The following is an 18,930-nucleotide window of genomic DNA, read 5'->3' on the forward strand; positions in this document are numbered from 1 at the left end:
CTCTGTTGGGACCGATAGAATGAGCAACGACAAACCGAAAAAAGAACCCTTCGAGGGCCACAAGAAGCTCGAGAAGAACATCACCCTGCTCGCCGCCGCGACTTTCGTGACGGTGGCGATCGGTGGGATCGTCGAGATCGCCCCGCTGTTCTGGATCGACAACACGATCGAGGAAGTGGAGGGCATGCGCCCCTACACCCCGCTCGAACAGGCGGGCCGCGACATCTATGTGCGCGAGGGCTGCTACCTTTGCCACAGCCAGATGATCCGGCCCTTCCGCGACGAGGTCGAACGTTACGGCCATTACAGCCTCGCTGCCGAATCGATGTACGACCACCCCTTCCAGTGGGGGTCCAAGCGCACGGGTCCGGACCTCGCGCGTGTCGGCGGACGCTATTCGGATGCCTGGCATGTCCAGCACCTGATCGATCCGCGCAGCGTCGTGCCCGAAAGCATCATGCCGCCTTATTCCTTCCTGGCGGAAACCCCGATCGAGGTGCCGGATGCTTCGGCGACGCTCACCGCGCTGCGCCGGGTGGGCGTGCCCTATTCGGATGTCGACATCGAAATGGCCGAGACCGACCTGTTCGCGCAGGCCGATCCCGATCTCGATGCGGGCGACCTCGAGGAACGCTATCCCAAGACGCAGGTGCGTGATTTCGACGGAAATCCCGATGTGGTGACCGAGATGGACGCGCTCGTCGCCTATCTCCAGATGCTCGGCACCTTGGTCGACGTCGACAGCGTCGCCGCGCAGGAAGACCTGGCCGAGGAGAAGGGCCGATGAGCTTCTACGAAACCCTGCGCCACTTCGCCGACAGCTATGGACTGGTGGTTATCTTCTCGCTCTACCTCATCTTGTGCCTGTGGCATTTCCGCCCCGGCGCGCGCCGCCATGTGGAGGCGGCGAAGCATTCGATTTTCAAGGACGACAACGATGTCTGAGAACAAGCGCATCGACCAACCGACCGGCACCGAAACCGTCGGCCACGAATGGGACGGGATCGAGGAGCTTAACACCCCGCTGCCGCGCTGGTGGCTGTGGACCTTCTATGCGACCTGCGCCTGGGCGGCGGTCTATGTCGTGCTCTACCCGGCATGGCCGATGGTGAGCCAGGCGACCGAAGGCGTGCTCGGATGGTCGAGCCGCGGCCAGCTGGCCCAGGAAATGAGCGCCGTCGAACTCGCCCGGCGCGATACGTTCGAGCGGATCGCCGCGACCGATCTCGACAAGCTCGCCGCCACGCCAGAACTGATGAACCAGGCGGTCGCGGGCGGCGCGGCCGCATTCAAGGTCAATTGCGTCCAGTGCCATGGCGCAGGCGCGGCGGGCTACGAGGAATACGGCTATCCCAATCTCAACGATGATGCGTGGATCTGGGGCGGCACGCTCGAAGATATCGAGACCACCCTGATCCACGGCATTCGCTGGGAGGGTTCAAACCAGACGCGGCTTGCCTATATGCCGGCCTTCGAGGGCATTCTCGACAACGCGCAGATCGATGCCGTGGCAAACCATGTGCTCTCGCTTTCCGGCAAAGCCGAAGGCGACCCGCAGGGCGCGCAGATCTACGAACAGAACTGCTCGGTCTGCCACCAGGCGAACGGCCAGGGCGATCCGCAGCAGGGCGCTCCGGCGCTGAACGATGCGATCTGGCTCTACGGCGGGGAAAAGGACGATATCCGCCGCCAGATCCTGGCCCCGCGCCACGGCGTGATGCCGGGCTGGAGCGAAAAGCTCGATCCGGTGACGATCAAGATGCTGGCGGCCTATGTCCATTCGCGCGGCGGCGGCCAGACCACGGAATCGAAAGAGGACGTGATCGAGGAAACCATGGAGACCTCCGAGGAGGTCGCCGATGCCGCCGATGGCGGCAGCAAGGCAGGAAACGATGCCCGACTCTGACGAGCTCGACCAACCGAAGGCCAAGCCTGAAGGCCGGGACTGGGGCGGTGCCCTCGGTCCCTCCCAGGCCGAGCCTTCGGCGCCGACCCAGCGCCACGCCCCGAGCCAGCCTGCCGCCAGCACCGGCAGCCTCTACGAAAAGCGCAAGGCGGTCCACAACAAGCGGATCGACGGACCATTCCGCCGCTTCAAGTGGCTTGTTATGCTCGTCACGCTGGCGATCTATTGGGGTACACCTTGGATCCGCTGGGATCGCGGGCCCTATGCGCCCGACCAGGCGGTGCTGATCGATCTCGCCAATCGCCGCTTCTACATGTTCGACATCGAGATCTGGCCGCACGAATTCTATTTCGTCGCGGGCATGCTCATCATGGCGGGAATCGGCTTGTTCCTCGTCACTAGCGCGGTGGGCCGGGCATGGTGTGGTTATACCTGCCCGCAGACCGTGTGGACCGACCTGTTCCAGCACGTCGACCGCCTGTTCGACGGCGATCGCAATGCGCGCATGCGGCTCGACAAGGCGCCGTGGACCGCGTCCAAGATCGCGCGGCGCCTGTCCAAGTGGTCGGTTTACCTGCTCATCAGCCTGGCGACCGGCGGGGCATGGATTCTCTATTTTGCCGATGCGCCGACTTTGTTCGTGGATTTCTTCACCGGCGATGCGGCCTTTGTCGCCTATGCCACGGTCGGCATTCTGGCCGGCACGACCTTCTGGCTCGGCGGGTTCATGCGCGAACAGGTGTGCATCTACATGTGCCCCTGGCCGCGCATCCAGACCGCGATGCTCGACGAGAAATCGCTCATCGTCACCTACAAGGACTGGCGCGGCGAAAAGCGCGGCAGCGTCAAGAAGGCGGCCAAGAACCCGGAGGAATACGGCGACTGCATCGACTGCAACATGTGCGTCGCGGTGTGCCCGACCGGAATCGATATCCGCGAAGGACAGCAGATCGGCTGCATCACCTGCGCGCTGTGCATCGACGCCTGCGACCAAGTCATGGCCGAGGTCGGCCGCCCGCGCGGACTGATCGACTATGCCACGCTTGAGCAGTGCGAAAAGGAAGCAGCAGGCGAGCCCGCCCAGCCGGCGTGGAAAGCGCTGATCCGTCCGCGCATCTTCATCTATTTCGGCGTCTGGGCGGCGATCGGTCTTGCCATGCTGTTCGCGCTCGGCACGCGCAGTCACACCGACATCACCGTCTCGCCCGACCGCAATCCGCCCTTCATGCTGATGAAGGACGGATCGGTGCGCAATTCGTACACCCTGCGCCTGCGCAACATGGAGGCCCGTCCGCGCGAGATGGAAGTGGCGCTTTCCGGCCTTCCCGCAGGCGCGGTGATGTGGACGGATTCGATCACTGCCGATGACGCCGCGCCGTCCCAGGTGGTCGATGTCCCCGCGAACGAGACCCGGATAGTGCGCGCCTATGTCACGGTGCCCGCCGGCACGCGCCCCGATGAATTCGAGTTCGTCGTCACCTCGCTCGACGAGCAGGGCGAGAGTGATACGCAGGCGACGACCTTCACCGGGCCTGGAGGCGAATGATGGCCGGCAAAGCCCGCCGCAAGGGCGAATTCACCGGACGGCACATGGCGCTTGTCCTCGTGATCGGCTTCGGCATCGTCGCCGCAGTCAATTTCTTCATGGCGAGCCTTGCCGTGGGCGGGTTTCACGGCGTCGTGGTCGAGAATTCCTATATCGCGAGCCAGAAGTTCAACACCTGGCTGGCCGAGGCTGAAAAAGCGCGTGCGCTGGGCTGGGAAGTCCGCCCGGGCCGCGGCGATGACGGCCATTTGCTGGTCGAGACGGCCGATGTCCCCGCCGGGGCCGAAATCGGCGCCGAACTGCGCCGCCCGCTGGGCGAACGGGAATTCGCCTCGCTCGTCTTCGATCCGCTGCCCGACGGGCGCTATCGCTCGCGCGAGCCGATCGCCGAAGGCCGCTGGATCGTGCGCCTCACCATCACCGCCGGAGACGACGTCTGGACCGGCGAAAGCGAGCTTTAGGTGAACGCGCCCGCCGCCCTTGACCAGGACGACGCCGCCAAGCTCGTCGGCACGCGCTTCACCGTGCCCGGAATGCGCTGTGCTGGCTGCATCGCCAAGATCGAGCGGGAATTGCCCAAAGTCGAGGGTATCGAGGCAGCGCGAGTGAACTTCTCGTCCAAGCGGGTCGCGGTGCATCACCTGCCGGGTATCGAGGAAGAACGCATTTCCGAAGCGCTGCGCGAACTCGGCTTCGAGGCGCAGCCGCTCGCGGAAAACCCGCTCGGCCAGGAAGCGGAAGAGAAGAAGCAACTGACCCGGGCGCTCGGGGTCGCAGGCTTCGGCATGATGAATGTCATGCTGCTTTCGGTGAGCGTATGGGCCGGGGCGGACGGGGCGACGCGCGAACTGTTCCACTGGCTTTCCGCGCTGATCGCCCTGCCCGTCATTGCCTATTCGGGCCGCCCCTTCTTCTCCAGCGCGCTGATGGCGCTGCGCTATCGCCGCACCAACATGGATGTGCCGATCGCGATCGGGGTGATCCTTGCCACCGCTCTCAGCCTCTACGAGACGATCACCGGGGGCGAGCATGCGTTTTTCGAGAGCGCGGTGATGCTGCTCTTCTTCCTGCTCGCGGGCCGCGTGCTCGATGCCGAAATGCGCACCCGCACCCGCGCAGGCATCGGCGCGCTGCTCGGCCGGATGGGCAAGAGCGCCAGCGTGATCGGAGCGGACGGGGCGACCCGGCGGGTGGATGCGCAGGATCTCGAACCGGGAATGCTGGTGCTGGTCGCCGCCGGAGAAGCGCTGGCCGCCGATGGCGAGGTGGAGGAGGGCTCCTCCAGCATCGACAACGCCATGCTCACCGGCGAAAGCACGCCCGAGCCCGTCGGCAAGGGCAGCGCAGTCCATGCCGGCGCGATCAATCTCGGCGCGCCGATCCGCGTGCGCCTGACCCGCGTGGCGGAGGACACCGCCATCGCCGAAATCGCCCGGCTGATGGACGAAGCGGGCCAGTCGCGCAGCCATTACGTGCGCATCGCCGACCGCGCCAGCCGCGCCTATGCACCGGTCGTTCACACCCTCGCCCTGCTTGCCTTTGCAGGGTGGATGATCGCGGGCGCGGGCTGGTACCAGTCCGCCGTCATCGCCATCGCGGTGCTTATCATCACCTGTCCCTGTGCCATGGGTCTCGCAGTCCCGGCGGCGCAGGTTGTCGCTTCCGGCGCGCTGCTCAAGCGCGGCCTGCTGGTCAAGGACGGCAGCGCTCTCGAACGCCTTGCCGAATGCGACGTCGCGTTGTTCGACAAGACGGGCACACTCACCCTTGGCGAACCGCGCCCCGACATCTCGCGGCTTTCGGACGAAGACCGCGCCGTCGCGCTCGGCCTCGCGCAGAACAGCCGCCACCCGCTTTCGCGCGGCCTCGCAGACGCCTTGCGGGCCGAAGGGGTGGATGCGGCGGCGATCGACGACGTGACCGAGCTCGCCGGGAGCGGCCTTGCCGGGACCTGGAAAGGCGTACGGGCGGCGCTCGAACGGCCCGACGAAACCGGCGCAGTGCTCGCGACCCGGCTCAGCGTCGGCGAGCGGGCTGTCACGCTCACCTTCGCCGATCCGCTGCGTCCCGACACCACGGCCACACTCGAAGCGCTCGGCGAAGCGGGCCTTTCTTCGAGCATCCTGTCGGGCGACCGCGAACAGGCCGTGGCCGAGGTCGCAGCCCGGCTCGGCCTCGAAGCCCGGGCGGCCGCCAGCCCACAGGACAAGCTCGCCGCGCTCGAAAGGCTGCGCGAGCAAGGACGCCGCCCCCTCATGGTGGGCGACGGGCTCAATGACGGCCCGGCGCTTGCCGCGGCCCATGCCTCGATCGCGCCGGGCACGGCGTCCGATGCGAGCCAGCAGGCGGCCGATGCGGTGTTCATCGGCGAAAGGCTGATGCCGGTCGCGCTGGCGATCCGTGTCGCGCGTGCGACCATGCGGATCGTGCGGCAGAATTTCGTCTTTGCCATCGGCTACAACCTGCTCGCGATCCCGCTTGCGCTGTTCGGCTATGTCACCCCGCTCATCGCGGCCATCGCCATGTCGCTGTCTTCGCTGGTCGTGGTCGCCAATTCGCTGCGGCTCGCAGGGTCCGCGAAAGAGGCGTCGTGACCGGCCTTACCTTCCTCATCCCGATCGCGCTCGGCATGGGCGCGCTGGGCCTTGCCGCTTTTTTCTGGAGCATGAAGAGCGGGCAATATGACGATCTCGACGGGGCGGCCAACCGCATCCTGATCGACGAGGAACTGGAGGAGGACGAGTGAACGGCGCCGCCCTCGCCTTCGCCGCGCTGGTCCCGCTTGCAGCAGGGCCGCTTCCGCAAGGGGAGGAGAAAACGCTCACCCTCGCCTTGTGCGGCGGCGGGGAAATCACTCTCCCGCTCGGCGACGGCGACGCGCCGGAGCCAGATTGCGACCCGACGGCCTGCCACGCGGCCACCTGCCGCGAAAAGGGGAAGGAAAAGCCGACCGGTGCGAAAACGCGCGCGCGGATTTGATCTCCCGCAAAGACGCGCGAGGCGCGGGGCGCTTTAAGGGCCTGCATGTGGACCTATCACCCCGACCTGCTCGCCAAGCCCGTCCCGCGCTATACGAGCTATCCGACCGCGGCCGATTTCGGCCCCCTTCCCACCGGAGCGATCGAGCGCGCGATCGAAGGGGCGAGCGGCGACATCTCGCTCTACCTCCACATCCCGTTCTGCGAGACGATCTGCTATTATTGCGGCTGCAATACCGGTGCCTCCGGACGGCGCAGCCGGGTCGAAAGCTATCTTGCCGCCCTGCACGAGGAAATCGCGGTGGTCGCACGCCTGCTGCCCGCGGACGCGCGGGTGCGCCGGGTTGCGTTCGGCGGAGGAAGCCCCAATGCGATTCTGCCGCGCGAATTCCTCGAACTGGTGGACGCGCTTCACCATCACTTCCCGCTCGCAAATCCCGACTGGTCGATCGAGCTCGACCCGCGCAGCATGACGGCCGAATGGGGTCGCACGCTTGGCGGGGTCGGTATCACCCGCGCCAGCATGGGGGTGCAGACCTTCGCACCTCATCTGCAAAAAGCCATCGGGCGCGAGCAGGACGATAGCCTGATTGCGCGCAGCATCGACTGGCTGCGTAGCGCCGGCGTGACCTCGATGAATTTCGACCTCATGTACGGCCTGCCCGGCCAGACGCGCGGCGATCTCGGCGACAGCCTCGAAAAGACGCGGGCCATGGGCGCGGACCGGGTCGCGGTGTTCGGCTATGCCCATGTCCCCCACATGGTCCCGCGCCAGAAGATGATCGATGCGAGCGATCTTCCCGGCGGCGAAGAACGCTTCGCCATGGCCGAGCAAGGCTTTGCCTTCCTGACCGGGCACGGATACGAGCCGGTCGGCTTCGACCACTTCGCCCTGCCCTCCGACCCGATGGCCCTGGCGACCCGCGAGGGCACGCTCCGGCGCAATTTCCAGGGCTTCACCTGCGATCCGAGCGACGTGCTGATCGGCATGGGTTCAAGCGCAATCAGCGGCTTTCCCGGCCTGATCGCGCAGAACGAGAAGAACAACGGGCGCTACCGCATGTTCTCCTCTCAGGGAAAGCTCTCCGCCGCTGTCGGCATCGCCCGCAGCCCCGAGGACCGGATGCGAGCCCGGTTGATCGAGGAATTGCTGTGCCGGGGCAAGGTCGAACTGTCGCCCTGCCTTTTCGCGCAGGCCCAATCCCGGCTTCACCCCTTTACCGAGCGGGGCCTTGCCCGCCTCGACGGGCTCGAGCTGGCGATCACGCAGGAAGGTCTTCCCTATGCCCGCGTGATCGCTGCCCTGTTCGATGCCTATCGCGAAACGACCCAACACAAGTTCAGTTCGGCGATCTGACGCGCGCGCCTTGCGCCCGCCGCCCCGCAGGCTAGGCTGCGCGGCCATGGAGACGATCACGATCGACGACTTCCTCGCCGTGGATATCCGCGCAGGCACGGTGGTGGAGGCGCAGACTTTTCCCGAAGCGCGAAAGCCCGCGATCAAGCTGGTGGTGGATTTCGGCCCGGATATCGGCCGCAGGAAAAGCAGTGCCCAGATCACCGACCATTACACGCCCGAGGGGCTGGTGGGGCGAAAGGTCATGGCCGTCGTGAACTTTCCCCCGCGCCAGATCGGGCCCTTCATGTCCGAAGTGCTGGTGCTCGGCTTTCCGGACGAGGACGGGGCGATCGTGCTTGCCGCGCCGCAGGGCGACGTGCCCGACGGGGCGCGCCTGGCCTGAGGCTCATTCGGGCGCGAGGTCGCCCAGCGCGTCCTTGAGTTCGCCCAGCCAGGGTTCGAACGGTTTCCACGCGCCCTGCCCCTGGCGGTTGATCGGCTGGCGCACCTGTTCGCTCGACGCGGTGCGCACGGCGCGCTTGGTCCGGTGGAAGTCGAGGCAGGCTTCCTCGAAAGGCAGGCCGAGATAATCGAGCATGCGCCGGGTCTGCCCCTCGAGGTCGTCGAGCACATCCTCGTGGTGCACCCGCAGGACCTTGCCGGGCAGGACCTCGTCCCAGTGCTCCATCAGCTTCACGTAATCGGCATAATAACGCCCGACCTCGGTAAGACCGTAGGTGAATTCCTGCCCTTCGGCGAAAAGCTGCTTGAAGCCAGAAAAGCAGCAATCCATCGGATCGCGCCGGGCATCGATGAGCTTTGCGTTGGGCAGGATGAGGTGGATGAGGCCGATATGCCGGAAATTGTTCGGCATCTTGTCGATGAAGAAGGGCGCGCCCGCGCGGTGGATGCGGGTGTTTGCGATGAAGTCGCGGCCCAGCTTCTCCAACTGTTCGGGGGTTAGTTCAGCAAGTACACTCGGGTAGCGGTTTTCGCCGAGGCGCCTTCCGCGAAGCCTGTGGGCAAGCGCGAGGATGTTGGGAAGTTCCAACGTCCCATCGACCTGGCTGTGGCTGGCGAGGATCTGTTCGAGCAAGGTGGACCCGGCACGCGGCAAGCCGAGGATGAAGATCGGGTCGGGCGCGTCATGCCCTGCTCCCGCCTTGCTTTCCAGCAGGTCGCGCGTCACCACCTCGTGCTGGCGGGAGAGCTCCTCGCTCATGGCATCGGCGCTGTAGCGGGTCTGGGCGCGCTTGAGCGCATTGCCTTCCTCGTAAGCTGCGAAACTGGCGGCATATTCCCCGCGATCCTCGTGCGCCTTGCCGAGCGCGAAGGCGATGTGGACCCGGTCCATGAAGGAAAGGTCCGCGCGCCCGGCCTGCTCCTTCATCGCGGCGAGTTCGTCCTCGCTGAAACTGTAGGTCTTGAGGTTCGCCAGCGCATACCACGCATCGCCGTGATCGCCCTTCGCCGCAATCGCAGCGCGATAGCTCGCGATCGCCTCGTCCCGGGCGCCGGTGGTCTTGAGCGCGTGCCCCTTGCTGGTGAGGTTGGCGGGGTCGTGCGGCAGCTTTTCGAGCACGGCATCGAACAGGTCCAGCCCGCGCGCGTAATCGCCTACTGCCATGCTCTCGATCGCAAGGCGCGACTGGAAGACGGGGCTTGTCGGATCGCGTTCGTAGAGCTTTTCCGCCTCCTCGCGCGCGCGGGCGAAATTCTGCCGCCGCCGCAGGGCATCGATGTAATCGAGCCGCAACTGCACGTCGTCGGGGGCGAAGGTGAGAGCGCTTTCAAGGAGGAATTCCGCCTCTTCCAACACGCCGAATTCGATCCCGATCTTCGCCAGCAGGCGCATGCCCTCGATGTGGTTGGCATCGCGCTGCGGATGCGTGCGCAGGTAATGGCGGCAGATTTCCTCGGCACGCAGCAGCCGGCCTTCGGCAAGGTGGTTCGTCACCGCGAGAAGTTCGCGCGGCAGGCGGGCGACCCGCTGCTGCTGGCGGGCGGCGACCTCGGCCTCGCCCTTGCGCCCGCGCGCGGCGAGCAACCGTGCCTGTTCGCGCCAGCTTGCTTCCAGTGCGGGGTTGAATCGCGTGGCGCGGGCATAGGCGGCAAGCGCCTCTGCCTCCCTCCCGCGTGCGAGCGCGAGATGCCCGGCTTCCTGCCAGGCGCGGCCATATTCCGGGCTTGCGGCATGAAGCCTTTCGAGAAAGCCCTGGGCAGCCTCGAAATCCTTCAGATAGCGCGCCGCGACTGCGGCGAGATAGAGCGCCTCGCCATCGCCCGGATCCGCGTCCAGCAATGCGCGTGCAGCCGCCAGCCCTTCGTCGAAGCGGCCCTGCTTCATCGCGTCCTGCGCGGCTTTCAGCTGCGCCTCGCGGGTGGTCGTCTCGCTATCCATGATACCTCACGCGCCTTACACGCAAAACGGCGGGGGTGAACAGGTGTCCACCCCCGCCGCATTGTCTGGCGTGTGCCTTCGATCAGTAGTCGAAGTTCACCCGCATGCCGATCGTCAGCGGACGGTTCGTCACGATCCGCGCGCGGTCGTTGACGAAGTTGCCCGAGATCTGCGCCCGTTCATCGAACAGGTTTTCGCCGAAGATCTCGAAGGTCCACTGGTCCTTCTTCACGCCCGCCGACAGGTCGAAGACCGTGTAGCTGTCGAGCTCGAGCTTGTTGATCTCGATGATGTCGGTGAACTTGGACGCCGAATGGGTGACCTGCGGCATCACGTAGGCATCGAGCGTGTCGGTCGCCGCGAATTCATAACGCACGCGCAGGTTGCCCTGGAAGGACGGCGCGAAGGCGAGATCCGAACCCTCGACCACGTCATTGGTCGGGATGAGCACCTCGGTCACCTCGGTGTCGAGGATCGAGAAGGCGCCCGCGACCGTCAGACCCGGCACCGCATAGGGCGCGTAGGTGAAGTCCGCCTCGACCCCGTAGATCTCCGCATCGGCGGCATTGGCCGAGAAGAACAGGTTGGTGATCGACGGGTCGAAGATGGTCGTCTGCAGGTTCGAGATGTCGACATAGAAGGCGCTGCCGTTGAAACGCAGCTGGCCGTCGATCAGGTCGAGCTTCCAGCCGATTTCGTAATTGTCGACCTCGTCGGTCTCCAGCTCGAACGGGACGGTGAAGTTGTTCGGACCCGGAGCGCCGCCCGGACGGTTGAGCAGGCCGGGACGGAAACCTTCCGAATAGGTCGCGTAGAACAGCGTGTCGGGCGTCGGGGTCAGCGTCACCGTCCCCTTGAGGATGGTCCCGCTGGTCGCCGCCACGTCGGGCGCGCGGACCGAGTTGAACACGCGCTGCGCCTGCGCCGCCGAAAGACCCGCCGCCTGGATGTCGGCGAGCGTATCGTCGAGCGTGAAGTTCTGCCTCAGCGCTTCCGAGCACGACAGGTTGAAGAAGAAATTCCCGTCGCCGTCATAGAGGTCGGAAATATTCGTCCCGAAGGCGTCTTCGTCAACGCCGCTCGAATTACAGAAGGTCGCGTTGGCGCCGCCTTCGAGGTCCACCTCGATATCGTAATAGCGCGCGCCCAGCGTGACTTCGAGCAGGTCCGGCACGATGTCGAACGAAGCTTCGCCGAAAATGCCGAACTGTTCGTCGGTGCGGCGAATATCGTTGCGGAACACGGTGTCGCGCGGGAATGGGCCCGCATCGGTGTTGAACGCACCGGGGAACGGGAAGTTCGGCGCGAAGCCACCGAACGGTGCGGCATCGACATTGCCCGGATAGTTGAAGTCATTGCGCTCGAGCAGTTCGAGATCGGAATAGAAGCCGCCGGCAGTGACCCGGACCGGCCAGTCCTCCGGGGTCGAGAAACGCAGTTCCTGCGTGAAGACCTGCAGCTCGCTGTCCGAAGTGACGTAGAGGTTCGGCTCCTGACACGTGCCGCTGGGATCGGCCGCACCGGGATAGCTCACCGACCCGTCGCAGATGTAATAGGGCAGGTACTGGCCGACGAACAGGTAATCGGTGTAGTCGACGCGCTGGTCGGTGCTGCGTTCGGTGTAGGCGCCGGTATAGACGACATCGAGCATGGCGAGACGGCCTTCGACCGTCCAGCTGGTGTTCGAGAAGTCGTCTTCGAGCCGGTCGTCCTCGTAACGCTGGATTTCGAGGTCATCGAGCCCGCCCAGCTCCGGATCGGCGAAGAACACGCCGTCGGTCTCGAGGCTCTGGCGGGTATGGGCGACCGTGACGGTCCAGTCGGGGGTGACTTCCCACAAGGCGGTGACGCGGAAGCCCGAATATTGCGTGTCGTTGAAATCGTCCTCGACGAGGCCGGAATTGTTCGTCTCGAGGAAGGTAACGTCCGACAGGTCGGCGGTCGACTGGAAGCCGGCGCGGTTGGCATTGACCGGAACGCCGTTCGCGCGGACCGTGCCTTCGGGCCGGAAACGCGCGCTTTCGGTGAGGTCGCGCGTGCCCTGCACGTTGTCGATATAGCCGCCCTGGTCGTCGAGATAGACCACGCCGCGCAGGCCGAACGTATCGGTGACAGGCACGTTCAGCATCACTTCGGCGGAATAGCTTTCCTCGCCGCCCTTGGTGAAGGCGACGCTGGAGGAGAAGCCTGCATCGAAGCCGGAAAGGTCCGGCTTGTTGGTGATGAGACGCACGACGCCCGCCTGCGAGCTGGCGCCGAACAGCGTGCCCTGTGGGCCCGAAAGCACCTCGATCCGCGCGATGTCCGCAGCGTAGACGTCGAGGTTGCGGCCCGGCTGGGCGAGCGGCTGTTCGTCGAGATAGAAAGCGACGTTGGGCGCGAGGCCCGCAACGCCCGCCGTCGTCAGGTTCGGCGTGGTCGAGGCGAGGCCGCGAATGTAGATCTGGTTCTGGCCCGGCCCGGTGCCGCCTGCCGTGACGGTCGGCAGCTGTTCGAGATAATCGTCGAACGTGCTGATATTGAGTTCGTCGAGCTGTTCCTCGCCGATGGCGGAGACGGAAATCGGCACGTCCTGCAGATCCTGCGTCCGCTTCTGCGCGGTGACGATGATCGCCTGGACCCCGCCTTCGCGCTGGCCGCTCTGTTCGGCCGGAGCCGCCGCGTCCTGCGCCACGGCCGGTGCCGCGGCGGCAATTGCAAGCGCGCTGGCGGACGCGCCGCCGATGAATTTCATCATGTGTAACCCCTTTGCGTAATGAGAGCAGGGCATGGATGCGGATATGCAACATGGCCCAGTAATCGGCGCGTGCAATCAAGCACTGCGCCTGCGGAAACGGTCGCTAACAAGGTCGCGGAAGGGATGCCACAGGCATTCCCACAATTGTAAAAAACACCCTCGCGCATGTTGCAAAATCACAACAGTGGCGAGTTTTCGGAGTTTTCTATGTGTTGGAGCGAAGTTTCTTTTTCACGCCTGCAAGTCAGGAAGTGATTTCTCAAAGAATTTACAGCGCACCTCGGGTCGCTCATCATAAGACAAGAACATTTTTCTTGTTTTCACGATAAGGACGATGCCGGGCCAAGTCATTCGGCGGGAGATGCTCTCTCCGCCCATTCCTCGCAGCCCTGCGCCGTCGTCGGCACGCCGTGCCGTTTACGGATGACATCGTATGTCACCGCCTTGAGAATCGCCACGCACATCACCGCGACCACGAAGGAGAACGGCAGCGCGCCGATGATCATGGTTATGCGGATGGCGTCGATCCCGCCCAGGATCAGCATGGAACCGACCACGAAACCGATCGCCGCGCCCCAGAACAGGATGTGATACCGGCGTGATCCCTCGTCGTCGCCCGCGCCGTTGATCGTGTTGACGATCAGGATCGCGCTGTCCGCCGAAGTCACGAGATAGGTCATCAACAGCAACACGACGAGGCCGGAAACGAACAGGGCAAAGCCCGGGTCGAACAGGACGGCCAGCGTGGCATAGAGCTGGTCCGACATCGCCGCGTCGACGATGCGCCCCTCGGCTATCCCGGACAGTTCGAGCTCGATCGCGGTCCCGCCGACCAACGCCATCCAGATGAAGCACATCACCGACGGCACGATCGTCACCCCGAGGATGTATTCGCGGATCGTGCGCCCGCGCGAGATGCGCGCGATGAACATGCCCACGAAAGGCGCGAAGGCGATCCACCACGCCCAGTAGAACACCGTCCAGTCGAGCTGCCATTGCCGCAGCGCCGCGCCCGTCTCGCTACCGTCGCCACCCAGCATGGTGAGCGATTGCTGCGGCAGGGTGCGGATATAGTCCCACAGCCCGACACCCAGCAATTCGAGCCCGTAAAGCCCGGCCCCGAAAGCGACGAACAGCCCCAGCAGACCAAAGGATAGCCCCATGTTGAGATTGGAAAGCCACTTGATCCCGCGCCCGACACCCGAGAGCGCGCTGATCGTGGAGGCCCCGACCAGGGCGACAAGAGAGACGATGATCGCAAGCGCCGAGGCCGAACCGTCGCCCGCCAGCAGCCAGTCGCCCAGCCCCAGCCGCGCGAGCCCGGCGATGAATTGTTCGACCCCCAGCCCCATCGTCACCGCGACGCCGAGGATCGTCGCAACGACCGCGACGATGTCGACCACGTGACCGAAAGGCCCTTCCATGACTCGCCCGAACAGGGGGACGAGCGCCGAGCGGATCGTCAGGGGGAGACCGCGCCGATGCGCGACATAGCCGATCGCGAGCCCGACCAGCGCATAGGTACACCATGCACCGAGCCCCCAGTGAAGGAAGGTGTACATATAGGCCGGCCGCACCGCCGCAGCGCTTTGCGCGGCGACGGTACCGCGGATGATGTCCGGATTCGTGACGAAATGAGCCAGCGGCTCGCCGGTCGAATAGGTCAGCATCCCGATCCCGATTCCCGCCCCGAACAGCATCGAGAACCACGAGAAACGGCTGAATTCGGGCGCTTCGTCGGCCGGACCGATGCGCAGGCTGCCGATTCCGGGAGCGACGGCAAGCGCAAGGCTGGTGACGACGAGGAAAGCGACGAGATACACATACCACCCGCCGAACGTCGCGATGATCGTCGAATTGGCGGCGGTGAGCGTCTGGTTCGCGCTGACCGGGAAAAAGATCGCCCACATGATGAGCAACGAGACGATCACCTTGCCCGGGATCGTCACCTCGCGGCTGAACCCCTCGTAGAAACCGCGGTCATGGGTATCGATCTCGAGATCGACGAGCGGCGGGTCGATCGGCCAGTCGGCGTCCTCGATAGCCTGGTCTTTCGCCTCGTTGCTGATCTGCGGCGATGCTTCGCCGGCCCTGCTGCTCATCGCGTTCCCGTCCCGGAACGGCCCCGGCGCAGGCGACGCTTGTCTTACGTTGCCGACATGGCTGCCAGAGCCCGTTCCGCTGCTCGTGTGAGGCAGGGCTGCGGCCGAAATCGGGGCCGCGTTGCAAGGGGAGCGCATCGAAAAAGCGCGCTCCCGCTACCCTGCGCATGCGGAAGTGTGAGCCACCTTCCTAAAGCGACCACTAACATTTGCAACCCCGCCGGACCGCCCCGGTTCCGGGCGGGCCACCCTTTCACGGCGCAAGATCGCCGAGGCGGGCTTGTATCGACGCGCCATTTTGCAGGACTCGGCTTGCATAGGGCACGACTTGGGAGGATAACGAAAGGGGGAGCATGTGCGCGCCGGGCGAAGGCGCGCAAACAGGAGAGGGGGCAGGCGCATGGCCGTATCCGATCACGTCGATCTCGACCAGTTCATGGCCGGGGTGAAGAAGCGCAATCCGGGGCAGACCGAATTCATCCAGGCGGTGCAGGAGGTCGCGCAGGACATCTACGAATTCATCGATGACAAGGTCCGCTATCACGAGGCGCAGATCCTGCGCCGCATTGCCGAACCCGACCGCGTCGTCTCCTTCCGCGTATGCTGGGAGGACGACAATCACAATATCCGCGTCCAGCGCGGCTGGCGGGTGCAGAACAACAACGCGATCGGGCCCTACAAGGGCGGCATCCGCTTTCACCCGAGCGTGAACGAGAGCGTCCTCAAGTTTCTCGCGTTCGAGCAGACCTTCAAGAATTCGCTCACCGGGCTTCCGATGGGCGGCGGCAAGGGCGGTGCGAACTTCAATCCCAAGGGCAAGTCAGACAGCGAGGTGATGCGCTTCTGCCAGAGCTTCATGACCGAACTCTACCGTCATATCGGCCCGGAAATCGACGTGCCGGCAGGCGATATCGGCGTGGGCGGGCGCGAAATCGGCTACATGTTCGGCCAGTACAAGCGCATCACCAATCGCTGGGAAGGCGTGCTGACGGGCAAGGCGCTCGAATATGGCGGCTCGCAGATGCGGCCCGAGGCGACCGGCTATGGCGCGGTCTATTTCCTGCGCAACATGCTCAAGCATGCCGGCCAGGATGTCGATGGCAAAACGGCGGTCATTTCCGGCTCGGGCAATGTCGCGACGCATGCGGCGGAAAAGATCGTGCAACTCGGCGGCAAGGTGCTGACCCTGTCGGATTCGGGCGGCTTCATCTACGATCCCGACGGCATCGACCAGGAAAAGATCGATTGGGTCAAGCACCACAAGACCCACACGCGCGGGCGCATTTCCGAATATGCCGACCACTATCCCAATGCGAGCTTTCACGAAGGCGCGCGGCCGTGGCAGGTGGCGGCCGACCTTGCCCTTCCCTGCGCGACCCAGAACGAACTCAACGAGGAAGAGGCCAAGGCGCTGGTCGAGAACGGCTGCATCGCCGTGTCCGAAGGCGCGAACATGCCGACCACGCTCGACGGGGTTAAGGTCTTTCACGATGCGAAGATCATGTACGGCCCCGGCAAGGCGGCCAATGCCGGCGGGGTCGCGGTTTCCGGCCTCGAAATGAGCCAGAACGCCGAGCGCATCAGCTGGAACCAGGAGCGGCTGGGCGACATGCTGACCGAATTGATGGACGGCATCCACGAAAAATGCGTCGAGTATGGCAGCCAGGGCTCGCAGGGCGGAGCGGCCTATGTCGACTACGTGAAAGGCGCGAATATCGCGGGCTTCAAGAAGGTCGCCGACGCGATGCTGGCTTTCGGAGTGGTTTGAGGCCGTATTTCCGCTGTCTTCGGGCAGGACCGCCCCGTCTTGCGACGAACGCCGGGCGAGCGGTTCGCGCGCGCGACGATCGAACGGGCAATCAATTGGCGGGATTCGACAAGCAATCCCGATCACGATGGGCTAAGCTAACCATGCCGCAACGGCGGTTCGAGCGGGGAGCATGGCAAGACATTCGATTTGAGTTTCGCCGCGTGCGAAAACCGGGTCGCGGGTCGCGGGTCGCGAGCCGTTCTCCCCTTCATTCTTTTGGAAGGGGAATTGAAATGAAAAAGTCACTGCTGATTTCAACTGCGCTCACGCTTGGCATCGGCGCTTCGATGCTCATGCCCGTGGAGCAGGCGCGCGCCGATGACTGCCTGCTCGATACCAACAATGACGGCGATGCAGATAGCGGTATCGACACTGATCTGGGGGCAAATTCCAACGGCGTGAACGCGCGCGTTGCCTGCGGCAGGAATGCGCAGGCAACCGGATCATTCTCCACCGCGATCGGTGCAGACAGCGAGGCGACACAAGACGAAGCGACTGCGCTGGGTAATGACGCCACGGCCACGGGTATCGATTCCACTGCAATCGGAGCGGATTCGGTCGCTAGCGGCGACCGGTCGTTGGCAATCGGCGAGGGTGCCATCGCCGACTTTGTCGATGCCGTCGCGATCGGCCAGAGCGCGGATGTCGGAGGAGAAGGCGCCGTGTCGTTGGGAGCCGATGCCAATGCCGTCGCGCGTGGCAACGTCGCGGTCGGCGCGCAGAGCGATGCTACCGGAACCGGGAGCGTTGCCATCGGCGGCGACGATGAGGATGCCGATAGCCTTGGCGCTCAGGCCACCGGGGATGAAACCGTGGCGATAGGCGGCGATGCCGTGGCGTCGGCCTTCAAATCGAGCGCGCTGGGCAAAGGTGCGACCGCGAGCGAAGCCGGTGCGATCGCCGTCGGTGGAGATACCGTCGCGTCTGGTTTCATTTCGACGGTCATCGGGGTCAACTCGCAAGCGACCGGAGCCGAGGCCATTGCCGTCGGTGCGAACACCCTGGCCGATTTCGACTACGCCATTACCGTAGGCTCGGGCGCCGATGTCGGTGGGACGGGCGCCATTGCGCTGGGCCGCGGAGCCAACGCCGATGCCGATGATGCAATTTCGCTCGGTCGGAACTCGGGTGCGACCGGTGCCGGTGCCATCGCAATTGGCGGTGACGGCGATGATGGCGATACCCTCGGCGCGCAGGCGACCGGGCTCGAAAGCACGGCTGTGGGTGCGGATGCGAACGCTACCGGCTCAGAGAGCACAGCGCTCGGTTACGGTGCCGAGGCGAGCCTGACCGAGTCCACCGCGCTCGGCACCAACACCACGGCTTCGGGCATCGGCTCGCTCGCTGTCGGCACCGACGCGCAGGCAACCGAAACGCGCGCGCATGCCATCGGGCGCGACAGCGTTGCTTCGGCTCTGACTGCAACGGCGGTCGGCGCCCTGTCACAGGCGACAGCCATCTATGCCACGGCCCTTGGCGGAGGAGCCGCGTCGAGCTTTTCCGCGCGCGCCTCGGGCAACTACTCGATCGCCATCGGCGGCGGCGCGAGCGGGTCCGACGGGGCCGAGGCAAACGGCAGCTATTCGATCGCGATCGGCAATTTCTCGACCGCCGACGGGATCGGTTCGACCGCGATCGGGCGCAATGCGACGACCACCGGTGACGACGCGCTGGCGATCGGCAATGAATCCAGCGCCGCAGCCGGAGGGACGGCGGTAGGCCGGGCCTCGAATGCGGCCGACCAGGCGATCGCAATGGGCGAAGCCGCGAATGCATCGGTCAACCGCGCGGTCGCGATCGGGATCGGCAGCGCGGCATCGGCAGCCCAGTCGATCGCCTTCGGCAGCGCCACCGACGCCTCCGCGACCGGCGCCATCGCGATCGGCGGCGACGGAGCGGACGGCGGGACCGACGGCGCGCAGGCGACGGGTGTCAATTCCATCGCTTTCGGCGTCGACACGCAGGCGAGCGAAGAGGGCGCCTCGGCGGTGGGGCAGGATGCGGCGGCTCTCGCGCGCAACGGCTCGGCTTTCGGCAACGGGGCGCAGGTCACCGAGACCGGGGTCAGCGGCACGGCGGCGGGCTTCCTCGCGCGGGCCGAGGGGACGGCG

Annotated in this window: 14 protein-coding genes and 1 pseudogene; 12 read left to right on the forward strand and 3 right to left on the reverse strand. The window is 65.2% G+C overall.

The genetic code is table 11. The features are described 5' to 3' along the window. Positions 1 to 19 precede the first annotated feature (19 nt). From ccoO to RIB52_RS12070, 10 genes are read left to right on the forward strand one after another with little or no spacing between them, the layout of a single operon-like run. The gene (gene ccoO / locus RIB52_RS12025) at positions 20 to 787 is read left to right on the forward strand and encodes a cytochrome-c oxidase, cbb3-type subunit II (RefSeq protein WP_350175843.1); all 768 of its coding nucleotides are present in this window, start codon (positions 20 to 22) and stop codon (positions 785 to 787) included. Then, positions 784 to 945 carry a cbb3-type cytochrome c oxidase subunit 3 gene (locus tag RIB52_RS12030; RefSeq protein ID WP_350117484.1) on the forward strand — a complete coding sequence of 54 codons (162 nt, stop codon included), beginning with the start codon at positions 784 to 786 and terminating at the stop codon, positions 943 to 945. Before ccoO ends, RIB52_RS12030 begins: the two co-directional genes overlap by 4 nt. Further along, entirely contained in the window at positions 938 to 1,906 is a 969-nt protein-coding gene (gene ccoP / locus RIB52_RS12035) for a cytochrome-c oxidase, cbb3-type subunit III (protein WP_350117485.1), read from the forward strand. The genes RIB52_RS12030 and ccoP overlap by 8 nt, the downstream gene beginning before the upstream one ends. After that, complete coding sequence (gene ccoG, locus RIB52_RS12040) at positions 1,893 to 3,452, forward strand: cytochrome c oxidase accessory protein CcoG (RefSeq protein ID WP_350175846.1); 1,560 nt, start codon at positions 1,893 to 1,895, stop codon at positions 3,450 to 3,452. The genes ccoP and ccoG overlap by 14 nt, the downstream gene beginning before the upstream one ends. Further along, the gene (locus RIB52_RS12045; protein ID WP_350117487.1) at positions 3,452 to 3,913 is read left to right on the forward strand and encodes a FixH family protein; all 462 of its coding nucleotides are present in this window, start codon (positions 3,452 to 3,454) and stop codon (positions 3,911 to 3,913) included. Before ccoG ends, RIB52_RS12045 begins: the two co-directional genes overlap by 1 nt. Continuing rightward, positions 3,914 to 6,046 (forward strand): heavy metal translocating P-type ATPase, encoded by a 2,133-nt coding sequence (locus RIB52_RS12050; protein WP_350117488.1) that lies wholly within the window; start codon positions 3,914 to 3,916, stop codon positions 6,044 to 6,046. It begins immediately after the preceding gene. Then, positions 6,043 to 6,198, forward strand: a complete 156-nt coding sequence (gene ccoS, locus RIB52_RS12055) for a cbb3-type cytochrome oxidase assembly protein CcoS (RefSeq protein ID WP_350175849.1) — start codon at positions 6,043 to 6,045, stop codon at positions 6,196 to 6,198. Before RIB52_RS12050 ends, ccoS begins: the two co-directional genes overlap by 4 nt. Beyond that, the gene (locus tag RIB52_RS12060) at positions 6,195 to 6,431 is read left to right on the forward strand and encodes a hypothetical protein (RefSeq protein ID WP_350175851.1); all 237 of its coding nucleotides are present in this window, start codon (positions 6,195 to 6,197) and stop codon (positions 6,429 to 6,431) included. Before ccoS ends, RIB52_RS12060 begins: the two co-directional genes overlap by 4 nt. 45 nt (positions 6,432 to 6,476) lie before the next feature. Next, positions 6,477 to 7,787 carry an oxygen-independent coproporphyrinogen III oxidase gene (gene hemN, locus RIB52_RS12065; RefSeq protein WP_350175853.1) on the forward strand — a complete coding sequence of 437 codons (1,311 nt, stop codon included), beginning with the start codon at positions 6,477 to 6,479 and terminating at the stop codon, positions 7,785 to 7,787. A gap of 46 nt (positions 7,788 to 7,833) precedes the next feature. Further along, positions 7,834 to 8,172, forward strand: a complete 339-nt coding sequence (locus RIB52_RS12070) for a tRNA-binding protein (protein ID WP_350175855.1) — start codon at positions 7,834 to 7,836, stop codon at positions 8,170 to 8,172. A gap of 3 nt (positions 8,173 to 8,175) precedes the next feature. On the opposite strand, the gene RIB52_RS12075 is transcribed toward RIB52_RS12070, so the two are convergent. From RIB52_RS12075 to RIB52_RS12085, 3 genes are all read right to left on the reverse strand, one after another. Beyond that, entirely contained in the window at positions 8,176 to 10,170 is a 1,995-nt protein-coding gene (locus RIB52_RS12075) for a tetratricopeptide repeat-containing sulfotransferase family protein (RefSeq protein WP_350175857.1), read from the reverse strand. 82 nt (positions 10,171 to 10,252) lie between these two features. Beyond that, positions 10,253 to 12,907 carry a TonB-dependent receptor gene (locus RIB52_RS12080; RefSeq protein WP_350175859.1) on the reverse strand — a complete coding sequence of 885 codons (2,655 nt, stop codon included), beginning with the start codon at positions 12,905 to 12,907 and terminating at the stop codon, positions 10,253 to 10,255. Between the two features lie 347 nt (positions 12,908 to 13,254). After that, the gene (locus tag RIB52_RS12085) at positions 13,255 to 15,009 is read right to left on the reverse strand and encodes a BCCT family transporter (RefSeq protein ID WP_350175861.1); all 1,755 of its coding nucleotides are present in this window, start codon (positions 15,007 to 15,009) and stop codon (positions 13,255 to 13,257) included. A gap of 400 nt (positions 15,010 to 15,409) precedes the next feature. Here RIB52_RS12085 and gdhA point away from each other — a divergent pair, with 400 nt between their 5' ends. Both gdhA and RIB52_RS12095 read left to right on the forward strand, forming a co-directional pair. After that, positions 15,410 to 16,777: an NADP-specific glutamate dehydrogenase gene (gene gdhA / locus RIB52_RS12090; protein ID WP_350175863.1), complete on the forward strand. Its 1,368-nt coding sequence runs from the start codon at positions 15,410 to 15,412 to the stop codon at positions 16,775 to 16,777. A 275-nt stretch (positions 16,778 to 17,052) separates the two neighbouring features. Continuing rightward, positions 17,053 to 18,930, forward strand: a pseudogene (locus RIB52_RS12095) (hypothetical protein); the annotation flags it as partial.

This window comes from Erythrobacter sp. (assembly GCF_040217515.1).
GTDB lineage: Bacteria > Pseudomonadota > Alphaproteobacteria > Sphingomonadales > Sphingomonadaceae > Erythrobacter.